Here is a 21,304-nt window from a genome sequence, read left to right as displayed (position 1 = left end):
TCCCGGCGGTCGCCGGAAGGACGGATCCAGGGACGTGGATCCTTTTTTACTGCGCGCTGGCGGGCGCTGCCGAAACCGTGACGATCGCCCCGTCGCGCACCTCCTGCACCTCCAGCGCGCGCGCGGCGATCCCGTCGCGGCCGAAGCGGAAGGCACCGTCGACGCCGCCGAAATCGTGATCGACCAGCATCGATGCCGGAAAATCGCTGTTGGTCTTCCACTCGCGCGCGATCCGCACGGTCAGCAGCACCGCGTCATAGCCGAGCGCCGACAGGCGATAGGGCGCCGCACCGAACCGGCTGCGATACTTCACTGCATATTGGCGGTACACGCCGTCCGGCACGCTGGCGAACCATGCGCCGTTGAGCACCGGCCGCGTGGCGATCGCCGAATCGGTGTTCCACAGCTCGGTACCCAGCACGCGCGCCGACTTCCCCGACGCCGAGCGGCGCAGCGCAGGAACCGCGAGCGTCGCCGATCCGGCGCTGCCCGCGATCAGGACCGCCTGGTAGGGCACGCCCGAAAGCTTGGCGATCGCGCTGTTCATCGAACCCGGCCGCGAATCGTAATTGTGCATCGCCAGCACCTTGCCCCCGGCGCTCTCGACGGCGCGGAGAAACGCGGTGGAGGTGCGCTGGCCATAGACGCCCGAAGGGATCAGCCCGGCAAACTGGGTGATGCCGTTACCCTTGGCATAGCCGACCACGCGCTCGATCGACTGTGCCGGGGAATAGCCGAGCAGATAGACGCCGCCGCCCGCGGCACTGGCATCGTTGGAAAAGCTGAGCACCGGCACCCGCGCCTTGCGGGCGGCGGGCGCCACCGCGCGGGCGTCGTCGGCAAGGAGGGGGCCGAGGATCAGCTTGTTGCCTTCGGCGATGGCGCGGTCGGCCGCGGCAAGCGCCCCGCCGGGGCCGGCCGTGTCATAGCTGGTGATGCGGATGGCATCGGTGTTCGTATCGAGGATCGCCAGCTGGGTGGCGTTCTGCAGCGAGCGGCCGACGCCGGCATTGGGCCCGCTGAGCGGCACCAGTAGCGCGACGCGGTGGCGCGCGAGGTCCTGCGGCAGGCCTTGCGTGATCGGCGTGCTCGGCTTCTCGGCCGGGCGCTCGATCGGCGCGGGGGGTGCCGGCGGCGGTCCGCCCCGCGGCGCCACGCAGGCACCGGCCAGCAGGGTGAGACCGAACGCGGCCAAACGGAGGAACGCGACGCGTCCCGGTTGCGATCTGCCGCTGCCCTCTGCCATGACTCTCCCCGATGGAACCTGCACTTGCGCCCGGCCTCTATATCGTCGCCACTCCGATCGGCAATCTCGGTGACCTGTCGCCGCGCGCCAGCATGATACTCTCTCAAGCCGATGTGGTTGCAGTGGAAGACAGCCGGGTGACCGCCGGCCTGCTCCGCCACATCGGCGTGAAGCGGCCGATGCAGCCCTATCACGACCATAATGCCGACGCCGTGCGCCCGGGCCTGATCGCGCGGATGGGCAGCGAGGCGGTGGCGCTGGTCTCGGACGCGGGCACGCCGCTGATCTCGGACCCCGGCTACAAGCTGGTGCGCGACGCCCGCGCCGCCGGCCATGCGGTGGTGACGATCCCCGGCCCCTGCGCCGCCATCGCCGCGCTGACGCTGGCCGGACTGCCGACGGACCGCTTCTTCTTTCTCGGCTTCCTGCCCAGCAAGGCGCATGCGCGGGCGGAGGCTATCGCCGAGGTGGCGGCGATCAAGGCGACCTTGGTGCTCTACGAATCGGGTCCGCGTCTCGCCGCCTGCCTGTCCGCGCTGGCCGAAGGGCTGGGCGACCGCGAGGCGGGCGTCGCGCGCGAGATCACCAAGAAGTTCGAGGAGTGCGTGACCGGCACGCTCTCGACCCTCGCGGCACGCTATGCCGAGGCACCGCCCAAGGGGGAGATCGTGATCATCGTCGGCCCGCCGGGCGAGGCGCCGCCGGCAACCCTCGAAGACGGCGAGGCGGCGCTGGTGGAGGCGCTCACCCGCCTCCCCGCGTCCAAGGCGGCGGGCGAAGTCGCAAAGAAGCTGGGGCTGGACCGCAAGGCGCTCTACGCCCGCGCGATGGAATTGAAGGGGTGAGGGACCGCCCGCCCCTTACCTTCGTGATCCCCGCGAAGGCGGGGATCCATCGGCGCCGGTGCCGCGGTTCTTTCCCCAAGCGCACAGGCGAATGGATTCCCGCCTTCGCGGGAAGGACAATGGTTGGCGTGGCAGGCCATTCACGCAGATGAAAAACCCCAAGCGCCAGGCCGCCGAAGCCCGGGGCCGCGACGGCGAGCGTCGCGCCGCCTGGTGGCTGTGGTTGCGCGGCTGGCGCATCCTCGATCAGCGCGTGCGCACGCCTGCAGGGGAAGTCGATATCGTCGCGCGGCGCGGCAGCCTCGTCGCGTTCGTCGAGGTGAAGACGCGCAAGTCCGCCGCCGAACTCGATTATGCGATCGACGCGCGCCGCCTCGCCCGCGTCGCCGCCGCCGCGGAACTGCTGATGCCGCGCTATGCCGGGCCGGGCGACGATATCCGCGTCGACGTGATCCTCATTGCCCCGCGCACGCTCCCTCGCCATATCGAGAACGCCTGGATCGGGTGAGTTGGCCCGGCAAGACACCCAAGGAGGCCGCATGCTTACCGTCGCCGTGCAGATGGACCCGCTCGATTCGATCAACATCGCGGGCGATTCGACCTTCGCGCTGATGCTCTCGGCGCAGGCGCGCGGCCACCGGCTGTTCCATTATGCCCCGGAGGACCTGAACTACAGCGCCGGCCGCGTGTGGACCAAGGCGCATCCGGTGACGGTGCAACGCGTGGACGGCGATCACTTCGCCTTCGGCGAGCCCGTCAAGCTCGATCTCGGTGACGAGGCCGACGTCGTGCTGATGCGCCAGGACCCGCCCTTCGACCTCGGCTACATCACCGCCACGCACCTGCTCGAGCGCATCGCCGATCGCACGCTGGTGGTGAACGACCCCGCGCAGGTCCGCAATGCGCCTGAGAAGGTGTGGGTGCTCGATTTCGCACAGTTCATGCCGCCGACACTCGTCACCCGCTCGGTCGACGAGGCCAAGGCGTTCCTCGCCGAGCATGGCGAGATCGTCGTCAAGCCGCTGCACGGCAATGGCGGCAAGGCGATCTTCAAGATCGGCCGCGACGGCGCCAACCTCTCCTCGCTGATCGAGGTGTTCAACACCGCCTATCGCGAGCCGCACATGGTGCAGGCCTTCCTCCCGGACATCGTGAAGGGCGACAAGCGCATCGTGCTGGTCGACGGCGCGGTGGCGGGCGCGATCAACCGGCTGCCCGGCGAGGGCGAGATCCGCTCCAACCTCGCGGTCGGCGGATCGGCGGCGAAGACCGAGCTGACCCCCCGCGAGGAGGAAATCTGCGCAGTGCTCGGGCCGGAACTGCAGAAGCGCGGGCTCCTTTTCGTCGGCATCGACGTTATCGGCGGGCAATGGCTGACCGAAATCAACGTCACCTCGCCCACGGGCATCGTTGCGATCGAGCGGTTCAACGGGACCGACGTCGCGGGCATGATCTGGGATGCGATCGAGCGCCGGGTGGCTGCGCGCGGCTGATCGGGTCCTGACGCGATGGGGATGATTCTCGGCTGGGGCTATTGGGGCATTTTCCTGCTGATGGTGCTGGAAAATGTCGTGCCCCCGGTGCCGTCCGAGGCGATCATGGGCATGGCGGGCATTGGTGCCGCGCGCGGACATTTCGATCCCGTGGCATTGGTGCTGGTCGGCACGTTCGGCACGGTGATCGGCAACCTGTTCTGGTGGGAGATCGGGCGGCGGCTCGGCTATGAGCGACTGCAGCCCTTCGTCGCGCGCTGGGGCCGCTGGCTGACGGTCGACTGGCACGATGTCGAGCGCTTCAAGGGCTATTTCGATCGCTGGGGCGGCCCGACGATCTTCGTGTTCCGCTTCATGCCGTTCGGCCGCACGATCATCTCGCTGCCGGCGGGACTGATGCACATGCCGTTCTGGCGATTCTGCCTCTACACCGCGGTGGGCAGCGCGATCTGGAACGCGGCATTGGTCGGCGTCGGCTACGGGCTGGGCGCGGCGGTGGCGGAGATCGACCGGTTCGTGACGCCCGCGATCGTGATCGGCGTCGTCGCCATGCTGGTCTTCTATGTGTGGCGCGTGCTGACCTGGAAGCCACGCCAGGCATAGGCGTCGCTCGCCCGTCATGGGGTGGGGGGCGCTTATGCCCGCGGATGGGCCGCGCGGTACACGTCCAGCAGGTGGGCAGCATCCACCGCGGTGTAGACCTGCGTCGAACTCAGGCTGGCATGGCCCAGCAGTTCCTGCAGGGCGCGCAGGTCCGCGCCGCGTCCGAGCAGGTGCGTGGCGAAACTGTGCCGCAGCGCATGCGGGGTGGTGCGATCGGACAGGCCCAGGCTGGTCCGCGCCGAGCGCACCGCCTTGCGAATCGCGCCGGGCGGCAGCGGCCCGCCCTTGGCGCCGCGAAACAGCGGCAGGTCGCGCGCGGGACCCCAGGGGCAGGCAGCGACATAGGCTTCGATCGCCGCGCGCACTTCGGGCAGCAGGGGCACGTCGCGGGTCTTGTCGCGCTTGCCGGTGACGCGGAGGGTGGCGCCGAGCGGCAGCACCGCGCCGGTGAGCGCCACGGCCTCGCCGATGCGCAGGCCGGCGCCATAGAGCAGCAGCAGCACCGCCCAGTCGCGCGCGGCGATCCAGGGTTCGCTGGCCTCGTCCGACGCCCATTCGGCGAGCGCCACGGCCTCGTGCGGCGCGATCGGGCGCGGCAGGCCCTTCTTGACCTTGGGGCCGCGCAGGCGGGGCAACTGGGAATCGTCGCCGCCGGCGAATTTCAGAAAGGCGCGCACGGCGGAAAGTTCGCGTGCGGCAGAAGTGTTCGACAGGCCCTCGTCGCGGCGTACGGAGAGATAGGCTCGCAGATCGGCGGCACTGACTTTGGCGAGCGCGTCCTGCGCGACCGAACCGCCCCAGTGCTGCTGAAGGAAGCCGAGCAGCCGGATCGCGGTCGCCTCATAGGCGCGGATCGTGTGCGCCGAGCGCCGCCGGTCGCGGCCGAGATGCTCGGCGAAGCGGCGGGGGAGCGGGAGGTCGGTCATGGCCAAACCAGTGGCACGAGGTATGCCCCGCCCGTGTCCCTCACGCACCCCTCCCGCTTGCGGGAGGGGACGGGGGAGGGGATGGCGGCTGCGGTGTCCAAAACTACCATGTCAGTCCCTCCCCTAGCCCAGTTTCAGGTAAACCATGCCCCGCATGGTTTAGATCAAGCCGGGGGCTTGATCGACCTGAAGCTCGCAAGCGGGAGGGGAATTTTGGATCAGGCGATCGTCTGGCCGGTCTTGGCCCAGTCGGCCATGAATGCCTCGATGCCCTTGTCGGTCAGCGGGTGCTTGACCAGCTGCTTGATCACCGACGGCGGCGCGGTCATCACGTCGGCGCCGATCTTGGCGGCCTGCAGCACGTGCACCGGGTGGCGGACGCTGGCGACCAGGATCTCGGTGGCGAAGTCGTAATTGTCGTAGATCAGGCGGATGTCTTCGATCAGGTCCATGCCGTCGAAGCCGATATCGTCATGCCGGCCGACAAAGGGCGAAATGAAGGTCGCGCCCGCCTTCGCCGCGAGCAGCGCCTGGTTGGCCGAGAAGCAGAGCGTGACGTTGGTCATCGTGCCGTCGTCGGTCAGCGTCTTGCACGCCTTGAGCCCGTCGATCGTCAGCGGCAGCTTGACGGTCACGTTGTCGGCGATCTTCCGGACAATCTCCGCCTCGCGGATCATGCCTTCATAGTCGAGCGCGACGACCTCGGCCGACACCGGCCCTTCGACGATCGCGCAGATCTCTGCCACGACTTCGAGGAAATTGCGGCCCGACTTGGCGATCAGCGACGGGTTGGTGGTGACGCCGTCGAGCAGGCCTGCATCCGCGAGATCGCGAATGTCGTCGATGATGGCGGTGTCGGCGAAGAACTTCATGGCAGCTGGACCTTCCAGTGGAATTGCGCCGCCCGCCTAGCCGACGCGGGTCCTGCGGGCAAACCCCCTTCTGCGGTCGCCAAAGACCAGCATCAGTTTCACCTGCGGCTGCTGCAGCTTGCGCAGCGTCACGCGATAGGTGCCGGGCTGGAGTTCGTAATAGACGATCTTCGCGATCTTCGCGCACGGAACGGCCGCGCCGAACGAGGCCGTGCGCAGCGGACGCCCCGATCCACGCGCCACGTCGATCCAGCCGGACTGGTCCGCGGCGATGCCGAAGGTGCCGGCCTTGCGGATCGTCACCTGCGTTTCCGCCCTGCCGTCCCGCGCCGTGATCAGGGTCGCATGGCGGGTATCGAGGCCAGCGCCGCGCTGGTCCCAGCCCGACAAGGTTCGCGGAAGATCGGTGCATCCCGGCACCGTGAGCATCAGTCCAGCTACGAAGATCAGCATCGCCGACTCCACCTGTTCAGCGAGTCGGCGTTCTATCTTCGTTCCACCTTCATAACAAGTGGAATGTTCAGTCGGCGACCAGCATCAGCTTGGCCTTGGTCTTCAGCAAGCCGCTGGCGAACACGCGATAGGTGCCGGGTGAAAGCTGGAAGCGGACGATCTTGCGGATCGTCGAGCAGTCCGGCCCATGCCCATGCGCGACGGACGGGAGCGGCACGCCGCCCTCGCCCCCCGGCAGCACGTCGATCCAGCCGGGCTGGTCGAGCGCGATGCCATAGGTGCCGGCCTTGGTGACCTTGAAGGCGATCGTCACCGCGCGGCCCGGTTTGGCGTCCCTGGACAGGCCGTTGAGCGTCGCGCCATCGACCGTGTCGAGCGATACCGCGCGATCCGTCGCGAGCTTGTCCCCGGGGGCATTCCAGCCCGCCAGCGCCGTCGGCAGACCGGCATCGGATGCCTTGCAGGCCGTCGTCGCCTGCGCGGGAGCACTTTGCAGGAGCAGCAGGGCAAGAACGAGCATCGGCGGATCTCCTCGAAGCGACGAACCGGCGGCAGGGGATTCCCGTTCCGCGGCAAATGCCCATATGAGGACCGATCATGGCCCGCGCGCGCATTCTCGTCCTCCATCCGGCTCTGGGGCCGCTCGATTATCGCGTGCCGCCCGGCATGGCGGTCGAACCCGGCAGCATCGTCATCGTGCCGATCGGCCCGCGCCAGTTCGCCGGGGTGGTGTGGGAGCCCGAACGGCTGCCGACCGAGGAGATCGGCGACAACCGGCTGCGCGCGATCCTCGCCGTCGCCGACGCGCCGCCGATTCCCGCCCCCGTGCGGCGGCTGATCGAGTGGACCGCGGATTATTATCTCGCGCCGCCCTCCTCGGTGCTGGCGATGACCCTGCGCACCTCGGCGGCGTTCGAGGCGGCGCCGACGATCACCGAATATCGCGCGACCGGCCAGGTGCCCGACCGCCTTACCCCGCAGCGCGCCCAGGCACTCGAGCGCATCGGCGAGCGCCAGGGGCTGGTGCGCGAGCTCGCCGCCATCGCCGAGGTGTCCGACGCGGTGATCCGCGGGCTGGTGAAGACCGGCGCGATCGAGGCCGTGACGGTCGACACCCAGGCGCCCTACCCGCTCCCCGACCCGGGCTTCGCGCCGCCGCAGCTCAACCCCGCCCAGGCGGCGGTGGCGAGCGCCCTGCGCGGCGCGGTGGAGACCGGCGCCTTCCAGCCCTTCCTGCTCGACGGCGTCACCGGCTCGGGCAAGACCGAGGTCTATTTCGAAGCGGTCGCCGCCGCGCTCGACGCGGGCAAGCAGACGCTGGTGCTGCTTCCCGAAATCGCGCTGACCGAGCCCTTCCTCACCCGCTTCGCCGGCCGCTTCGGCTGCGAGCCCGTCGCCTGGCACTCGGGCCTGCGCAGCTCGGAGCGCCGGCGCGCGTGGCGGGCGATCGCCAGCGGCGAGGCGATGGTGACGGTGGGCGCGCGCTCCGCCTTGTTCCTGCCCTATCCCAGGCTCGGCCTGATCGTCGTCGACGAGGCGCACGAGACCAGCTTCAAGCAGGAAGAGGGCGTGCACTATCACGCCCGCGACGTGGCGGTGATGCGCGGCATGTTCGAGCGCTGCCCGGTCGTGCTCGCCTCCGCCACCCCGGCGATCGAGACGCGGCACCAGGTCGAGGTCGGCCGCTATGCCGAACTCAAGCTGCCCGGCCGCTATGGCGCCGCAGAGCTGCCGAAGATCGAGCCGATCGACCTGATCCGCGAGCCGCCGGAGCGCGGCCGCTGGCTGGCGCCGCGGCTGGTCGCGGCGATCGAGGAAACGCTGAAGCGCGGCGAACAGTCGCTCCTGTTCCTCAACCGGCGCGGCTATGCGCCGCTGACGCTGTGCCGCCACTGCGGCCACCGCTTCCAGTGCCCGAACTGCACGGCGTGGATGGTAGAGCACCGGCTGCTCCACCGCCTGTCGTGCCATCATTGCGGCCACACCATGCCGACGCCGAGCATGTGCCCCGAGTGCAAGTCCGACGACACGCTGGTCGCCTGCGGCCCCGGCGTCGAGCGGATCGCCGACGAGGTGGCGGCGCTGTGGCCCGAGGCAAGGACCGCCATCGTCACCTCGGACACGCTCTGGTCGCCGGCCAAGGCGGCGGAGTTCGTGTCGCGGATGGAGCATGGCGCGATCGACATCGTCGTCGGCACGCAACTCGTCACCAAGGGCTATCACTTCCCCAACCTGACGCTGGTCGGGGTGGTCGATGCCGATCTCGGGCTCGACGGCGGCGACCTGCGCGCCTCCGAACGCACCTTCCAGCAGATCATGCAGGTCTCGGGCCGCGCCGGGCGCGGCGAGAAGCCCGGCACGGTGTTCCTCCAGACGCACGCCCCAGAAGCGCAGGTGATGCAGGCGCTGGTCTCGGGCGATGCCGAGGCCTTCTACGCCGCCGAGACCGAGGCGCGGCGCGAGGCCGATGCGCCGCCCTTTGGCCGCTATGCCGCGATCATCGTCTCCTCGGAAGACAAGGCGGCGGCAGAGGAAATCGCGCGGATGATCGGCCGCTCGGCGCCGGAAAGCGCCGAGATGCACGTCTATGGCCCCGCCCCCGCCCCGCTCGCCATGCTGCGCGCGCGGCACCGGTTCCGCCTGCTCGTTCATGCCAAGCGCGGCTTCGCGGTGCAGGACGCGATCCGCGACTGGCTGGGCGCGCTGAGCTGGAGTGCACGGGTCCGGGTGGCGGTGGACGTGGACCCGTACAGCTTCGTCTGAACCGACATTTCCGCATATCCCCGCCCCGCGCGGTACGATATGTCCCCCGCCATGCGCATGCCTTCTGTCGAGGAGTGAACAGGATGCGATTGTGGCGGCTGGTATTTCTTGTCCTCGTCGGCAGCGTGCAACCGGCTCGTGCCGACTGGCGCGTCGCCGAAACGACGCACTTCGTGGTCCATGCGGACATGTCGGAGAACACGCTGCGTCGCTTTGCCGAGCGGCTGGAGAAATTCGACAAGGCGCTGCGCATCGCACGCGGCGTGGACGAGACGCCGCCGCCCAAGGCAGCACGGGTGCGCGTGTACATGCTCGGTAGCAGCGCCAAGGTCGCCTCGCTGATCGGCAATGCCCATGTCGCGGGCGCCTATATCCCGCGTGCCGGCGATTCGGTGGCGTTCGTGCCGGAGGAAGCCGCGGGCGATTTCGGCAATCCCAGCGGGATCACCGCGGAGGCGGTGCTGTTCCACGAATATGCCCACCACTTCATGTTCACCGTCTGGCCGGATGCCGCGCTGCCCTCCTGGGTGGTGGAAGGCTGGGCGGAGTTCAACGCGACCGCCCAGGTGCGCAAGGACGGATCGATCCTGTTCGGCAATGCGCCCAACTATCGCGCGCGGGGCCTGCTCACCGGCAATCCGCTTCCGATCGAGCAGCTTCTCGCCGGCGCCGTCGGCAAGCTGCGAACCGATCAGCACGCGGCGCTCTATGGCCGCGGTTGGGCGCTGGTGCATTATCTCACCTTCGAGCCGAGCCGCAAAGGGCAGCTGGGCGCCTATCTCGATGCGATCACCCGCCAGCGCCGGACGCCCGAACAGGCTGCAGCGGCGTTCGGCGACCTTGGCGTGCTGCACCGCGAGCTGCAGCAATTCCTCTACCGGCCCCGCATTTCGGGCTACACGATCCGCGCCGAGCTGCTGACGGTGCCGCCCGTGTCGGTCCGCCTGCTCGGCCCGGGCGAGGCGGCGATGATGCCGGTGCGGATCCAGCTCGAGCGCGGCGTTCGCAGCGAAACCGCCGCCGCCCTCCTTGCCGAGGCGACGCGGATCGCCGCCGCCTTCCCCGCCGATCCGGCGGTGCAGGCAACGCTTGCCCAGGCGGCCTATGAAGCCCGGGACTGGAACGGCGCGCTGGCGGCGGCCGACCGCGCCATCGCGGCGGACGAGACGATGCTCGAGGCGCACTATCACCGCGCCCTGGCGCAGATGGCACAGGCGCAGGCGGCCGGGGACATGCGTCCCGAGACCTGGCTGGCGATCCGCCGCACCATCAGCCGCGCCAACCGGCTCGACCCCGACGATCCGCGGCCGCTGGCGCTCTACTACCGGAGCTTCGCCGACCATCGCGAAACGCCCTCGGCACTGGCGCGCGACGGGCTGCTGCGCGCCTTCACCCTCGCCCCGCAGGATCGCGGCCTGCGCCTGCAGACCGCCGCGATGCTGATCGCCCAGCACAAGCTGGCCGAGGCGCGCGAGATGTTGCTGGTACTGACCTATGATCCCCACGCCTCGGGGATCGGGGAGCGGGCGTCGCGGATGATCGATGCGATCGACGCGCAGAAGGCACGCGCGAAGCCGGCCGCTGCCGGGGGGACGGGACCGGCCGGCAGCCTCGGCGCTTGAACCGTCGCCGCTTTTCGCCGAAAGCGCAGGCCATGGCTTCTACCGGGGTGGGTCCGCGCATGCGGCAGATGATCGTGCTGGTCGCAACGCTGCTGGCCTGGATGGCGCCCGCGCGGGCGGACGACATTTCGGCGGCCGGGCGCGGCGTGGTACGGATCGTCACGATCGCGGTGGCCGATGACGAAGTGGTCGGCTTCGGCCATGGCAGCGGCTTTGCCGTCGCGCCCAACCGGATCGTCACCAACGCCCATGTCGTCGAGCTCGCCTCGCGCTATCCGGGCAACGTCGTTATCGGCGTGGTGCCCTCCGAAGGCAGCAAGTCGTTCCAGGGCAAGCTGATCGCGATCGACACCAAGCGCGACCTGGCGCTGATCGAGTTCAGCGGCACGAAGCTGGCACCGCTTGCGCTGTTCAGCGGCGCCCCCACGGATGGCGAGACGCTGATCGCGCTTGGCTATCCGGGCAATGTCGACATCGCGACGGCGCGCTCGGCGGCGGACTTCATCACGCCGCAATCGCCGGTCCGCTCGCAGGGCGGCTTTGCCGGCACGCGGACGCTGGAGGGCATTTCGGTGCTGCTGCACACCGCCAACATCGCCCGCGGCAATTCGGGCGGGCCGCTGCTCGATGCCTGCGGGCGCGTGCTCGGCGTCAATTCGGCGATCACCAACGGGGAAGAGGGCGACGCGACCTTCGCCTTCGCCATCTCCGACACCGAGCTGACCGGCTTCCTCACCCAGGCCAAGCAGCCCTTCGTCCAGATCGCGGCGCCCTGCATCAGCGTCGACCAGCGCATGGCGCTCGACAAGGCGGCCGAGGAGAAGGACCGCGCCGATGCCGCAAACCGCACCGCGCAGGCCGAAAGCGCCGCCGCCCGCGCGCGGGAAGCCGCGATCGACAAGGCGCGCACCGCCAACGAGTCCGCCCGCGAAACCTATATGGCAGGCGCTGCGGTATTGCTGGTGTTCGGCGCGCTGGCGCTGGGCGCGGCCGGGCTGCTGCTCTCGCGGGATCAGCAGCGCCCGGGCATCTGGAGCGCGGTAGGCGGCGGGGTGCTGTTGCTCGGCGCGGTCGCGCTGTTCGTGCTGCGGCCGAGCTTCGACGAGGCCAGTATCACAACCCCCGGCATGGGCAACGAGACCGCCGAGGCCAGGCTGCCGGCCGATGCCGCGCAGGGCCCGCTGCTGTGCACGCTCCAGCCGGATCGCAGCCGCATCACGGTGTCGCCAGGCGAGCCGGTGCGCGTCAATGTGGGTCCCGATGGCTGCATCGACGGCAGCACCCAATATGCCGAATCCGGCCGACGCTGGCAGCGCGTGCTGATCCCCGCCGACGAGCAGACCGCGACGATCCGCGAGTTCGATCCGGATACGGCGACGCTTACCGACACGCGCTATTTCCTGTCGGCGGCGGACATGCAGAAGGTGCGCGACGTGAAGGCACCCGTGCCGGTGAACCAGTGCACCGCCGATCAGGCCAAGCGCGCCAGCCTCGCCAGCCTGCAGCAGCTGATGCGCGCAAGCCTGCCGCCGGCCTATAACGAGAAGCTGGTCTATCATTGCGCATCGGCCGGCGGGCAGTAAGCGGCCGATCCTCCCCTGCACGGCAGGGGAGAGACGGCCAGGTCATTTCCGCTCGCGCACGCCCTCTCGCGCTCGCAGCACGCGCTTGCGCTCCAGCCCATAGGCATAGCCGCCCATGCTGCCGTCCCCGCGCTGGGCGCGGTGGCACGGGATGGCGAGCGCGACCGGATTGGCGCCGCACGCCGTGCCCGCCGCGCGTACCGCCGCGGGCTTTCCCGCCAGCGCGGCCAGCTCGGCGTAGCTCCGTGTCTCGCCCGGCGGGATCGTGCGCAGCGCCTGCCACACCGCCTCCTGGAAAGCGGTGCCCTGCACGTCCAGCGGCAGGTCACGCTGGCGGTCCGGATCCTCGACCAGCGCCACCACCTCGGCGGCGAGCGCGGCGAACGCGCCGTCCCCGGGCATCACGGTCGCCGCCGGAAAGCGACGTGCCAGCATCTCGGCATCCTCGTCGAAGGCGATGCGGCACAACCCCTTGGGCGTGGCCGCGATCAGTAGCGGACCGAGGCTCGTCTCGGCGATCGTCCAGCGGATCGTGACGCCCGCCCCGCCGGCGCGCCACGCGCTCGGCGCCATGCCCAGCCGCGCGCCGGCCTCGGCATAGAAGCGGCTGGGGGCGGAATAGCCTGCCGCATAGATCGCCTGGGTCACGCTATCCTCCTCGTGCAGAGCCGCCGCCGCCCTTCGCGCGCGCAGGCCGCGGGCATAGGCGGCCGGGGTCACGCCGGTCGCGCGCTTGAACAGCCGGTTGAAGTGGTGCGGCGCATAGCCCACCGCCGCCGCCAGCGCTTCCAGCCCGATCGTCTCCTCCGCCGTATCGAGCAGCGCGGTGGCCTTCGCGACGGCGGTCGCATCGCGCGCGGCCTCGTCGGGCCTGCAGCGCAGGCAGGCGCGGAAGCCGGCATCGGCAGCCTCCGCCCCTGCGTCGAAGAAGCGGACATTCTCCGGCCGCGGCCGCCGCGCCGGGCAGCTCGGCTTGCAATAGATGCCCGTCGTCGTCACCGCGACGACGAAGCGACCGTCCTGCGCCCGATCGCGTGCGACGAACGCGGTCCAGCGGGGGTCTTCCAGGGCAGCTCTTCCGGTCATGCCACAGGCTATACGCGCATGGCCGCAGCACCGCATCCTGCTGCGTGCGATCAAAAACGCGTCTACCACCTTGCGGGCGACGTGCTTTGCTGGCACCGTTAACGTTAACAAGCGTGGTGGCGCGCGAACGGGAGAGGTGGATGTCCTTCTGGCACCGCACAGGCGCGCTGCGCTGGTGGATCATCGGCATCGTCATGCTTGGCACGATGCTCAACTATCTGACGCGGAGCACGCTGGCCGTTGCCGCGCCGAGCTTCATGGCCGATCTCCACATCGACGAGCATCAATATTCCTACATCACCGCCGCCTTTCAGGGCGGGATCATGCTGCAGCCGGTGGTGGGCTACATGCTCGATGTGATCGGTCTGCGTTCGGGCCTGGCGCTGTTCGCTGCGGGATGGGGCCTGCTGAGCATGGCGCACGGACTCGCCTTCAGCTGGCAATGGCTGTTCGCGCTGCGCGGGCTGCTCGGCTTTGCCGAGGGCACCTCGCATACCGGCGGACTGAAGGTCGTCTCCGAATGGTTTCCGGCGCGGGAGCGCGGGTTCGCCGGCGGCATCTACAATCTCGGCGCCTCGGCGGGTGCGGCGCTGGCAGCACCGCTGGTCGCGGGCGCCATCGCGCTGTGGAACTGGCGGGCGGCGTTCGTCGTCACCGGCGTGCTGGCGCTGCTCTGGGCGCTGCTGTGGCTGGCCAATTATCGCACACCGCAGGCGCATCCGGGCATTTCCGGGAGCGAGCGCGATCTGATCCTGAGCGGACAGGAATCGCACATCCAGGATCGCGGCGAGCGCCCCTCGCTGGTCCGCCTGCTTCGCCAGCGCAACTTCTGGGGCATCGCCCTGCCGCGCTTCCTCGCCGATCCTACCTGGGGCACGCTCACCTTCTGGATGCCGCTCTATCTGGTGAAGGTGCGCGGGTTCAACCTCGGCGAGATCGCGGTTTCGGCCTTCCTGCCGTTCATCGCCGCCGATCTGGGCTGCATGTTCGGCCCCGCCCTCGCGCTGTTCCTCCAGAAGCGCGGCGTCAGCCTGATCAATGCCCGGCGCTGGACCTTCACCTGCGGTGCGCTGCTGATGACCGGCATGATCTTCGTTGCCAGCGTGAAGAGCCCCTGGGCCGCCGTGGCCCTGCTCTGCCTCGGCGGCTTCGCCCACCAGACCCTCTCCGTCACCGTCATCACCATGGCCAGCGACCTGTTCCCGCGCAACGAACTCGGTACCGTCGCGGGCCTGGCGGGGACCTTCGCCAATGGCAGCATCCTCATCTTCACGCTGCTGATCGGCGGACTGGTCGCCTCGCTCGGCTACGGCCCCTTCTTCATCGCCCTCGGGCTGCTCGACCTCGTCGCCGCCCTGCTTCTCTGGACCCTCGTCAAGGCCCCCCGATGATCCGCAACCCGATCCTTCCCGGCTTCAACCCCGATCCCTCGATCTGCCGCGTCGGCGACGATTACTATATCGCCACCTCGACCTTCGAATGGTTCCCCGGCGTGCAGATCCACCATAGCCGCGATCTCGCCAACTGGACGCTGGTCGCCCGGCCGCTGGTCCGTGCGGCCCAGCTCGACATGCGCGGCGATCCGGACAGCTGCGGCGTGTGGGCACCGTGCCTCAGCCATGACGGCGCGCGCTTCTATCTCTGCTACACCGATGTGAAGCGCTATGGCCGCACCACCGTGGGCGGCGCATCGGGCGCATCGCTGCGCGACTTTCACAACTACCTGGTCACCTGCGACACGATCGACGGCCGCTGGTCCGATCCCGTCCATCTGAATTCAAGCGGGTTCGACCCCTCGCTGTTCCATGACGAGGATGGGCGCAAATGGCTGGTCAACCAATATTGGGATCATCGCCCCGGCCATAACCGCTTTGCCGGGATCGTGCTGCAGGAAGTCGATGTGGAGGCCGGCGCGCTGATCGGCCCGCGCACCAACATCTTCCCCGGCACCGCGCTCGGGCTTACCGAAGCGCCGCATCTCTACCGCCGCGGCGACTATTACTACCTGATCACGGCGGAAGGCGGCACGGGGTGGAACCACGCCGTCACCATGGCGCGATCGCGCAGCATCAGCGGCCCGTACGAGCTGCATCCGGATAGCTATATCCTCTCCAGCCGCGCCCGCCCGGACGCGGTGCTGGCGCGCGCCGGCCATGCCGATCTGGTGGAGACGCCGGAAGGCGAGCCGTGGCTGGTCTATCTTTGTGGGCGCCCGCTGCCCAATCGCGGCCGCTGCGTGCTGGGCCGCGAGACGGCGATCCAGCCGATGCGCTGGGCCGATGACGGCTGGCTGTACACGCGCAACGGGCTGGGCCTGCCCGAGCTGGAGATGCAGGCACCGGCGGGCGAGCGATCGCCGGCACGCGCTACCGAGGCACGCTATGCGTTCGACGCGCCCGATCTGCCGATCGACCTGCAATGGCTGCGCACGCCCGAGCCGGACCGCATCTTCAGCCTTGATGCCCGCCCCGGCCATCTGCGCCTGTTCGGCCGCGAGACGATCGGCAGCGCCTTCACCCAGGCGCTGGTCGCACGCCGGCTGCAGGCCTTCTGCGTTTCCGCTTCCTGCAGCATCGATTTCGATCCCGAGGACTTCCAGCAGGCGGCCGGGTTGGTCGCCTATTACAACGGCACCAAGTTCCATTATCTCCACATCAGCCACGACGAGACGATCGGCCGCCATCTGCGCGTGATGACCGCGCTGCCCGACGCACCGCAGGGCGACGCCTTCACTGCGCCGATCCCGCTGCCGCCGGGGCAGGTCGAGCTGCGCTGCGAGCTGGACTATGAGCGCCTGCGCTTCGGCTACCGTCCCGCGGGTGCCGGGGCATGGCAGTGGCTTCCCGAGCTGTTCGACGCCTCGATCCTCTCGGACGAGGCAAGCGCGCCGGGGCTGCCCAACTTCACCGGCGCCTTCATCGGAATGGCCGCGCAGGATATGAGTGGCCGCGCGATCCCCGCCGACTTCGACTGGTTCGCCTATCGCGAGCGGGCGTTCCTGCCCGACCCGACGCTCGGCTGAAGGCTGCAGCGCCCGCCCCCTGCGAGGCGGGCGCGATCGCTCAGGGCTTGCGGAACTTGAGCGTCATGCGGTCGCTCTCGCCGATCGCCGCATATTTGGCGCGATCCTGATCCTTCAGCGCATAGGTGGGCGGCAGCGTCCACACACCGTTCGGCCAGTCGGTGGGATCGGCCTTGTTGGCATTGACCTCGGAGGCGCCGACGAACTTGAAGCCCGCCGCCTCGGCGAGCCGCCGGACGGTGGAGACCTTGATATAGCCGCTCTTGGTCTCGCGCTCGTCGCTGGCGGTTTCGGGCAGGCGGTGGTCCTCGATGCCGAGCGTGCCGCCCTTCTTGAGCATCGCGAACATCTGCTTGAACGCCTCGGGCGAATAATCCTGCCCGCTCTGCTGGTAGCCCATCCGCCAATTGTGGACGTTGCGGAAGGTGAGCACCACATCGGCAGTGCCGTCGGGGACCTTGGCCTGCCCCGCGGCGGCCGGGAAGCTGACCACGCGGATCGGCCCGTACAGCGCTGCGTCCTTGGTCTTCAGCGCTTCGATGCCCTTGGCATTGCCGCTCGGCACCGCCGCGTAGAGCGTGCCCTTGCCCTTGGTGAGCGGGGCGAGGATCTCGGTATACCAGCCGCCGCTCGGCCAGATCTCGACCACCGTGTCGCCGGGCTTCACGCCGAAGAACGCGAGCGTGTCGGCCGGGTGGCGATATTTGTCGCGTGCGGTATTGGCGGGCGTCCGGCTCGGTGCCGCAACGGCATTCTCGATGGCCTGGCGCAACGACGCGGGCTGCTGCGCGGCAACGCTGGCGACGGCGGCGAGGGTGGTAACGGCGGCGACGCCGAGTAGACGATGGCGCATTGACGATGGCTCCCTGCTATCGGTGCGCGACTGTGACGCAACAAGGTGACGATGCAACTACAATTCTGGATTGGCGCCGGGGTTGCGCTGGGAATCGCGATCCTCGCCGGGCTGGCCGAACATCGCAGGCGCAAGCGGCGGGACCTGGAACGGGTGGGCTGGGTACCGTGGATGGCGATCCAGATGGCCGGGCTGTTCGCGGCGCTGCTGCTGGTGAGCGTCGCGCTGCATCTGGGGTGAAGTTGGGTTGATCCTCCCCTGCAAGGGCGGGCTATCGCATACGAAGCCAGGGGCCGGCCGCATCGGAAAAGCCTTCGCGGGGACGACGACGTCCTTTGGCTAAATGCGACGGCGCTGCCTGCAACGGGAGGACAATGTCACAGGCAGGCCTCGAGCAGCGCCTGATCGAAGCCGAACTGGCGCGCCTTGTCGAGCGTGTACGGCCGCATCCCCATCGAGCGATACTCACCGATGATCTTCCCGTCGGTACCCTCATCGAGATACTCGAACCGGAACAGTTCCTGGGTGATGATCACCGGCCCTTCCATGCCGATCACCTCGGTGATGTTGGTCACCCGGCGGCTGCCGTCGCGCAGGCGCTTCACCTGGATGATCAGGTCGACCGAGTCGGCGATCTGGCGGCTGATTGCTTCCTTGGGCACCTTGATGTCCGACATCATCACCATGTTCTCCATCCGGGCCAGCGCCTCGCGCGGGCTGTTCGAGTGGAGGGTGCACATCGATCCGTCATGACCCGTGTTCATCGCGGCGAGCATGTCGAAACACTCGGCGCCGCGGATTTCGCCGAGGATGATGCGATCCGGGCGCATGCGCAGCGCGTTCTTGACGAGGTCGCGGATCGAGATCTCGCCCTGCCCCTCGAGGTTCGCGGGCCGCGTTTCCAGCGGCAGCCAGTGCGGCTGCTGCAGGCGGAGTTCGGCGGCGTCCTCGATCGTCAGCACGCGCTCGCCGGGGTCGATCATCTTCGAGATCGCGTTGAGCATCGTCGTCTTGCCCGAGCCGGTGCCGCCGGAGATGACGATGTTGAACCGGCTGGCCCCCGCGATCTTGAGCGCGGTCGCCATCTTCTCGGACATCGATCCGCCCTTGGCCATCATGTCGAGCGTGATCGGCTTGGCGGAAAACTTGCGGATCGAGATGGCGGTGCCGCGCAAGCTGAGCGGCGGCACGATCACGTTGACGCGGCTGCCGTCCTTGAGGCGGGCGTCGGCGAGCGGGGTGGTCTGGTCGACACGGCGGCCGACCGAGTTGCAGATGCGCTGCGCGATCTGGAACAGGTGCTCCTCGTCGCGGAAATTGATGTTGGCGAGCTCGAGCTTGCCCTTGCGCTCGACATAGGTCTGCTCGGGGCCGTTGACCATGATGTCGCTGACCGCGGGATCGGCTAGCAATTCCTCGAGCGGCCCCAGGCCCAGCAGCTCGTCGACCAGCACCTTTTCGAGCGCGAACTGCTCGCGCCGGTTGAGCGTGAGCTTGAGCTCGCCGAGCACCTCGCCGATGATCGGGCGGAATTCCTCGGCCAGCTCGTCCTTGGTCAGCGTCGCCGCCGCCTCGGGATCGACGCGCTCGAGCAGGCGCGGGAGCACCTGTTCCTTGATCCGGTGGATCGACGCCTCGAAGCCCTCGTTGCGCGCGCCGCCAAGGTCGACCGGGGCAGCCTGGCGATCGGCAAGCCGCTGCATCGCATCGGCGCTGGCGGCACTGGGCCCCAGCGGGTCGCGCTCCAGCATCGGGTCATAGAGACTCTGGCCGGGCAGCGGCACCGAGTCGAGCGGCGGGAACTGCTCTCCCCCCAGCGGGATCGGATCGGGGCGCTGGAATCCGCCGCCCTGCATCGGCCGCGCGACTCCGAAGGCCGGTCGGCCACCGGATCCGCCTGTCATGCCGTTGCGACGCCCGAACGCGCTCATCGAACCTTCGTCCCCAAGGAAGTGCCGAGGAGTAAAGGAGAAGCCTTGCGAATTGGCTAACTATGGGGGGTGGGAAACCAGATGCCCTAAACGCTGTCATCCCCGCGAAGGCGGGGACCCATTGGCCTGTGCGGTCTCGGCACGAGCCGACGCTTTGGCGCGAATGGATCCCCGCTTCCGCGGGGATGACGATGGAAGCGTTGGATGGCTGGGCCGTCCCAGCCAAGCAATGTTATTCGGCGCGTTCGGCCAGCACAGTGAGGCCGCGCTCGTTGACCTCGGCGAAACCGCCCTCGACGCGGATCAGCTCGGGCGTGGTGGCGCCGGCCTTGTACAGCTCGATATTGCCGTCGCGGATCGTCGACATGATCGGCGCATGGCCTTCGAGCACGCCGAAATCGCCCTCGCTGCCGGGGACGACGACCATATGGACCTCTTCCGAGCGGACGAGACGTTCCGGGGTGACGAGTTCGAAGTGCAGCATCTCGGTTCTTCCTAAGCCCCTCCCCCGAAGGAGAGGGGCGAGAGTCAATTACGCCTCGTCGGCGAGCTTCTTCGCCTTGGCGATCGCATCGTCGATGCCGCCGACCATGTAGAAGGCCGCTTCCGGCAGATGGTCATACTCGCCGTCGACCACCGCCTTGAACGAGCGCACCGTGTCTTCCAGCTGCACGAAGGCGCCCGGAATGCCGGTGAACACTTCGGCGACGTGGAACGGCTGGCTGAGGAAGCGCTGGATCTTGCGGGCGCGGGCGACGGTCAGCTTATCCTCTTCGGAAAGCTCGTCCATGCCCAGGATCGCGATGATGTCCTGCAGCGACTTGTACTTCTGCAGGATGGCCTGCACCGCACGTGCCGTCTCGTAATGCTCCTGGCCGACGACGCGCGGCTCGAGCACGCGGCTGGTCGAGTCGAGCGGATCCACCGCCGGGTAGATGCCCAGCTCGGAGATGGCGCGATTGAGCACGGTCGTCGCGTCCAAGTGGGCGAACGAGGTTGCCGGCGCCGGATCGGTAAGATCGTCGGCGGGCACGTACACGGCCTGCACCGAGGTGATCGAACCCTTGGTGGTGGAGGTGATGCGCTCCTGCAGCGCGCCCATGTCGGTCGACAGGGTCGGCTGATAGCCCACCGCCGACGGAATACGGCCGAGCAGTGCCGACACTTCCGCGCCCGCCTGGGTGAAGCGGAAGATGTTGTCGACGAAGAACAGCACGTCCTGGCCTTCGACGTCGCGGAAATATTCAGCGATCGTCAGGCCCGACAGCGCGACGCGAGCGCGGGCGCCCGGCGGCTCGTTCATCTGACCGTAAACGAGGGCAACCTTCGAGCCCTCGGTGATGGCGTTGCCGTCGGCGTCCTTGGCGATAACGCCGGCGTCGAGGAACTCGTGATAGAGATCGTTGCCCTCACGGGTACGCTCGCCCACGCCTGCGAACACCGAGGTGCCGCCATGGCCCTTCGCGATGTTGTTGATCAGCTCCTGGATGAGCACGGTCTTGCCCACGCCGGCGCCGCCGAACAGGCCGATCTTGCCGCCCTTCGCGTACGGCGCGAGCAGGTCGATCACCTTGATGCCGGTGACGAGAATCGCGCTGTCGGTCGACTGCTCGATGAACTCGGGGGCCTTGGCGTGGATCGGCGCGCGGAGATCGGTGCTGACCGGACCACGCTCGTCGATCGGCTCGCCGACGACGTTGAGGATGCGGCCGAGCGTCGCCGGGCCGACGGGCACCTGGATCTGGTTGCCGGTGTCGGTCACGGTCTGGCCGCGGGTCAGGCCCTCGGTCGCGTCCATCGCGATCGTGCGGACGGTGTTCTCGCCCAGATGCTGCGCGACTTCGAGAACCAGGCGGTTGCCGTTGTTCTGGGTCTCCAGCGCCGAAAGGATCGCCGGCAGGTTGTTCTCGAACGTCACGTCGACGACCGCGCCGATCACCTGGCTGATGCGGCCGACATTGTTGGTACCCGTGGTCGGGGTGGTGTCTACAGCGGCGGTTGCCATT

General features: G+C 68.7%; 20 protein-coding genes. 10 read left to right on the top strand and 10 right to left on the bottom strand.

The genetic code is table 11. The annotated features are described in order from the left end of the window. Window positions 1-46: 46 nt before the first annotated feature. Window positions 47-1,246, bottom strand: coding sequence for a penicillin-binding protein activator (locus tag OIM94_RS13860; protein ID WP_264607293.1), 1,200 nt, complete (start codon window positions 1,244-1,246; stop codon window positions 47-49). An 11-nt stretch (window positions 1,247-1,257) separates the two neighbouring features. On the opposite strand from OIM94_RS13860, the gene rsmI reads away from it, so the two are divergent. The 4 genes from rsmI (at window position 1,258) to OIM94_RS13840 (ending at window position 4,187) form a co-directional block, all read left to right on the top strand. Next, a complete protein-coding gene (gene rsmI, locus OIM94_RS13855) occupies window positions 1,258-2,091 on the top strand; it encodes a 16S rRNA (cytidine(1402)-2'-O)-methyltransferase (RefSeq protein WP_264607292.1) in 834 nt (277 codons plus the stop codon). Window positions 2,092-2,239: 148 nt separating this feature from the next. Then, a complete protein-coding gene (locus OIM94_RS13850; protein WP_264607291.1) occupies window positions 2,240-2,599 on the top strand; it encodes a YraN family protein in 360 nt (119 codons plus the stop codon). A gap of 31 nt (window positions 2,600-2,630) precedes the next feature. Beyond that, window positions 2,631-3,584, top strand: a complete 954-nt coding sequence (gene gshB / locus OIM94_RS13845; protein WP_264607290.1) for a glutathione synthase — start codon at window positions 2,631-2,633, stop codon at window positions 3,582-3,584. A 15-nt stretch (window positions 3,585-3,599) separates the two neighbouring features. Continuing rightward, window positions 3,600-4,187 carry a DedA family protein gene (locus OIM94_RS13840; protein ID WP_264607289.1) on the top strand — a complete coding sequence of 196 codons (588 nt, stop codon included), beginning with the start codon at window positions 3,600-3,602 and terminating at the stop codon, window positions 4,185-4,187. A gap of 32 nt (window positions 4,188-4,219) precedes the next feature. Here OIM94_RS13840 and OIM94_RS13835 read toward each other — a convergent pair whose 3' ends face one another. From OIM94_RS13835 to OIM94_RS13820, 4 genes are all read right to left on the bottom strand, one after another. Further along, window positions 4,220-5,113 carry a tyrosine recombinase XerC gene (locus tag OIM94_RS13835; RefSeq protein WP_264607288.1) on the bottom strand — a complete coding sequence of 298 codons (894 nt, stop codon included), beginning with the start codon at window positions 5,111-5,113 and terminating at the stop codon, window positions 4,220-4,222. 218 nt (window positions 5,114-5,331) lie between these two features. Continuing rightward, window positions 5,332-5,985 (bottom strand): fructose-6-phosphate aldolase, encoded by a 654-nt coding sequence (gene fsa / locus OIM94_RS13830; RefSeq protein WP_264607287.1) that lies wholly within the window; start codon window positions 5,983-5,985, stop codon window positions 5,332-5,334. Between the two features lie 36 nt (window positions 5,986-6,021). Then, entirely contained in the window at window positions 6,022-6,438 is a 417-nt protein-coding gene (locus tag OIM94_RS13825; RefSeq protein WP_264607286.1) for a hypothetical protein, read from the bottom strand. Between the two features lie 67 nt (window positions 6,439-6,505). Continuing rightward, window positions 6,506-6,958: a hypothetical protein gene (locus OIM94_RS13820; protein ID WP_264607285.1), complete on the bottom strand. Its 453-nt coding sequence runs from the start codon at window positions 6,956-6,958 to the stop codon at window positions 6,506-6,508. A gap of 77 nt (window positions 6,959-7,035) precedes the next feature. Between OIM94_RS13820 and OIM94_RS13815 the strand changes: the two genes are divergently transcribed. The 3 genes from OIM94_RS13815 (at window position 7,036) to OIM94_RS13805 (ending at window position 12,406) form a co-directional block, all read left to right on the top strand. Further along, window positions 7,036-9,201, top strand: a complete 2,166-nt coding sequence (locus OIM94_RS13815; protein ID WP_264607284.1) for a primosomal protein N' — start codon at window positions 7,036-7,038, stop codon at window positions 9,199-9,201. Between the two features lie 83 nt (window positions 9,202-9,284). Continuing rightward, on the top strand, window positions 9,285-10,823 hold the full coding sequence (locus tag OIM94_RS13810; protein ID WP_264607283.1) for a hypothetical protein: 1,539 nt from the start codon (window positions 9,285-9,287) through the stop codon (window positions 10,821-10,823). Window positions 10,824-10,855: 32 nt separating this feature from the next. After that, entirely contained in the window at window positions 10,856-12,406 is a 1,551-nt protein-coding gene (locus OIM94_RS13805; protein ID WP_264607282.1) for a S1C family serine protease, read from the top strand. Between the two features lie 42 nt (window positions 12,407-12,448). On the opposite strand, the gene ada is transcribed toward OIM94_RS13805, so the two are convergent. Next, window positions 12,449-13,492 carry a bifunctional DNA-binding transcriptional regulator/O6-methylguanine-DNA methyltransferase Ada gene (gene ada / locus OIM94_RS13800; protein ID WP_264607281.1) on the bottom strand — a complete coding sequence of 348 codons (1,044 nt, stop codon included), beginning with the start codon at window positions 13,490-13,492 and terminating at the stop codon, window positions 12,449-12,451. Window positions 13,493-13,632: 140 nt separating this feature from the next. Here ada and OIM94_RS13795 point away from each other — a divergent pair, with 140 nt between their 5' ends. Together OIM94_RS13795 and OIM94_RS13790 are read left to right on the top strand one after the other, a co-directional pair. Then, complete coding sequence (locus tag OIM94_RS13795) at window positions 13,633-14,883, top strand: MFS transporter (RefSeq protein ID WP_264607280.1); 1,251 nt, start codon at window positions 13,633-13,635, stop codon at window positions 14,881-14,883. After that, window positions 14,880-16,514, top strand: coding sequence for a glycoside hydrolase family 43 protein (locus OIM94_RS13790; RefSeq protein WP_264607279.1), 1,635 nt, complete (start codon window positions 14,880-14,882; stop codon window positions 16,512-16,514). Before OIM94_RS13795 ends, OIM94_RS13790 begins: the two co-directional genes overlap by 4 nt. 40 nt (window positions 16,515-16,554) lie before the next feature. Here OIM94_RS13790 and OIM94_RS13785 read toward each other — a convergent pair whose 3' ends face one another. Beyond that, window positions 16,555-17,367, bottom strand: a complete 813-nt coding sequence (locus tag OIM94_RS13785) for a class I SAM-dependent methyltransferase (protein ID WP_264607278.1) — start codon at window positions 17,365-17,367, stop codon at window positions 16,555-16,557. Between the two features lie 51 nt (window positions 17,368-17,418). Here OIM94_RS13785 and OIM94_RS13780 point away from each other — a divergent pair, with 51 nt between their 5' ends. Then, complete coding sequence (locus OIM94_RS13780; RefSeq protein ID WP_264607277.1) at window positions 17,419-17,607, top strand: hypothetical protein; 189 nt, start codon at window positions 17,419-17,421, stop codon at window positions 17,605-17,607. A 137-nt stretch (window positions 17,608-17,744) separates the two neighbouring features. On the opposite strand, the gene OIM94_RS13775 is transcribed toward OIM94_RS13780, so the two are convergent. The 3 genes from OIM94_RS13775 to atpD all read right to left on the bottom strand — a co-directional run bounded on the left by OIM94_RS13775 (window position 17,745) and on the right by atpD (window position 21,303). After that, a complete protein-coding gene (locus OIM94_RS13775) occupies window positions 17,745-19,298 on the bottom strand; it encodes a CpaF family protein (RefSeq protein WP_264607276.1) in 1,554 nt (517 codons plus the stop codon). 232 nt (window positions 19,299-19,530) lie between these two features. Then, window positions 19,531-19,782 (bottom strand): ATP synthase F1 subunit epsilon, encoded by a 252-nt coding sequence (locus tag OIM94_RS13770; RefSeq protein ID WP_264607275.1) that lies wholly within the window; start codon window positions 19,780-19,782, stop codon window positions 19,531-19,533. 48 nt (window positions 19,783-19,830) lie between these two features. Then, window positions 19,831-21,303 (bottom strand): F0F1 ATP synthase subunit beta, encoded by a 1,473-nt coding sequence (gene atpD / locus OIM94_RS13765; protein ID WP_264607274.1) that lies wholly within the window; start codon window positions 21,301-21,303, stop codon window positions 19,831-19,833. Window position 21,304: the final 1 nt, after the last annotated feature.

Source organism: Sphingomonas sp. R1 (assembly GCF_025960285.1).
In the GTDB taxonomy this organism is placed as follows: Bacteria; Pseudomonadota; Alphaproteobacteria; order Sphingomonadales; family Sphingomonadaceae; genus Sphingomonas.
Note: the sequence above shows the minus strand (reverse complement) of the source record. Positions and strands in the feature narration are given on the sequence as shown.

What these genes read in the sequence shown, in the direction of transcription:
- OIM94_RS13860 (WP_264607293.1), bottom strand. Translation starts at nt 1,246, where the DNA reads ATGGCAGAGGGCAGCGGCAGATCGCAACCGGGACGCGTCGCGTTCCTC.
- rsmI (WP_264607292.1), top strand. Translation starts at nt 1,258, where the DNA reads ATGGAACCTGCACTTGCGCCCGGCCTCTATATCGTCGCCACTCCGATC.
- OIM94_RS13850 (WP_264607291.1), top strand. Translation starts at nt 2,240, where the DNA reads ATGAAAAACCCCAAGCGCCAGGCCGCCGAAGCCCGGGGCCGCGACGGC.
- gshB (WP_264607290.1), top strand. Translation starts at nt 2,631, where the DNA reads ATGCTTACCGTCGCCGTGCAGATGGACCCGCTCGATTCGATCAACATC.
- OIM94_RS13840 (WP_264607289.1), top strand. Translation starts at nt 3,600, where the DNA reads ATGGGGATGATTCTCGGCTGGGGCTATTGGGGCATTTTCCTGCTGATG.
- OIM94_RS13835 (WP_264607288.1), bottom strand. Translation starts at nt 5,113, where the DNA reads ATGACCGACCTCCCGCTCCCCCGCCGCTTCGCCGAGCATCTCGGCCGC.
- fsa (WP_264607287.1), bottom strand. Translation starts at nt 5,985, where the DNA reads ATGAAGTTCTTCGCCGACACCGCCATCATCGACGACATTCGCGATCTC.
- OIM94_RS13825 (WP_264607286.1), bottom strand. Translation starts at nt 6,438, where the DNA reads ATGCTGATCTTCGTAGCTGGACTGATGCTCACGGTGCCGGGATGCACC.
- OIM94_RS13820 (WP_264607285.1), bottom strand. Translation starts at nt 6,958, where the DNA reads ATGCTCGTTCTTGCCCTGCTGCTCCTGCAAAGTGCTCCCGCGCAGGCG.
- OIM94_RS13815 (WP_264607284.1), top strand. Translation starts at nt 7,036, where the DNA reads ATGGCCCGCGCGCGCATTCTCGTCCTCCATCCGGCTCTGGGGCCGCTC.
- OIM94_RS13810 (WP_264607283.1), top strand. Translation starts at nt 9,285, where the DNA reads ATGCGATTGTGGCGGCTGGTATTTCTTGTCCTCGTCGGCAGCGTGCAA.
- OIM94_RS13805 (WP_264607282.1), top strand. Translation starts at nt 10,856, where the DNA reads ATGGCTTCTACCGGGGTGGGTCCGCGCATGCGGCAGATGATCGTGCTG.
- ada (WP_264607281.1), bottom strand. Translation starts at nt 13,492, where the DNA reads ATGACCGGAAGAGCTGCCCTGGAAGACCCCCGCTGGACCGCGTTCGTC.
- OIM94_RS13795 (WP_264607280.1), top strand. Translation starts at nt 13,633, where the DNA reads ATGTCCTTCTGGCACCGCACAGGCGCGCTGCGCTGGTGGATCATCGGC.
- OIM94_RS13790 (WP_264607279.1), top strand. Translation starts at nt 14,880, where the DNA reads ATGATCCGCAACCCGATCCTTCCCGGCTTCAACCCCGATCCCTCGATC.
- OIM94_RS13785 (WP_264607278.1), bottom strand. Translation starts at nt 17,367, where the DNA reads ATGCGCCATCGTCTACTCGGCGTCGCCGCCGTTACCACCCTCGCCGCC.
- OIM94_RS13780 (WP_264607277.1), top strand. Translation starts at nt 17,419, where the DNA reads ATGCAACTACAATTCTGGATTGGCGCCGGGGTTGCGCTGGGAATCGCG.
- OIM94_RS13775 (WP_264607276.1), bottom strand. Translation starts at nt 19,298, where the DNA reads ATGAGCGCGTTCGGGCGTCGCAACGGCATGACAGGCGGATCCGGTGGC.
- OIM94_RS13770 (WP_264607275.1), bottom strand. Translation starts at nt 19,782, where the DNA reads ATGCTGCACTTCGAACTCGTCACCCCGGAACGTCTCGTCCGCTCGGAA.
- atpD (WP_264607274.1), bottom strand. Translation starts at nt 21,303, where the DNA reads ATGGCAACCGCCGCTGTAGACACCACCCCGACCACGGGTACCAACAAT.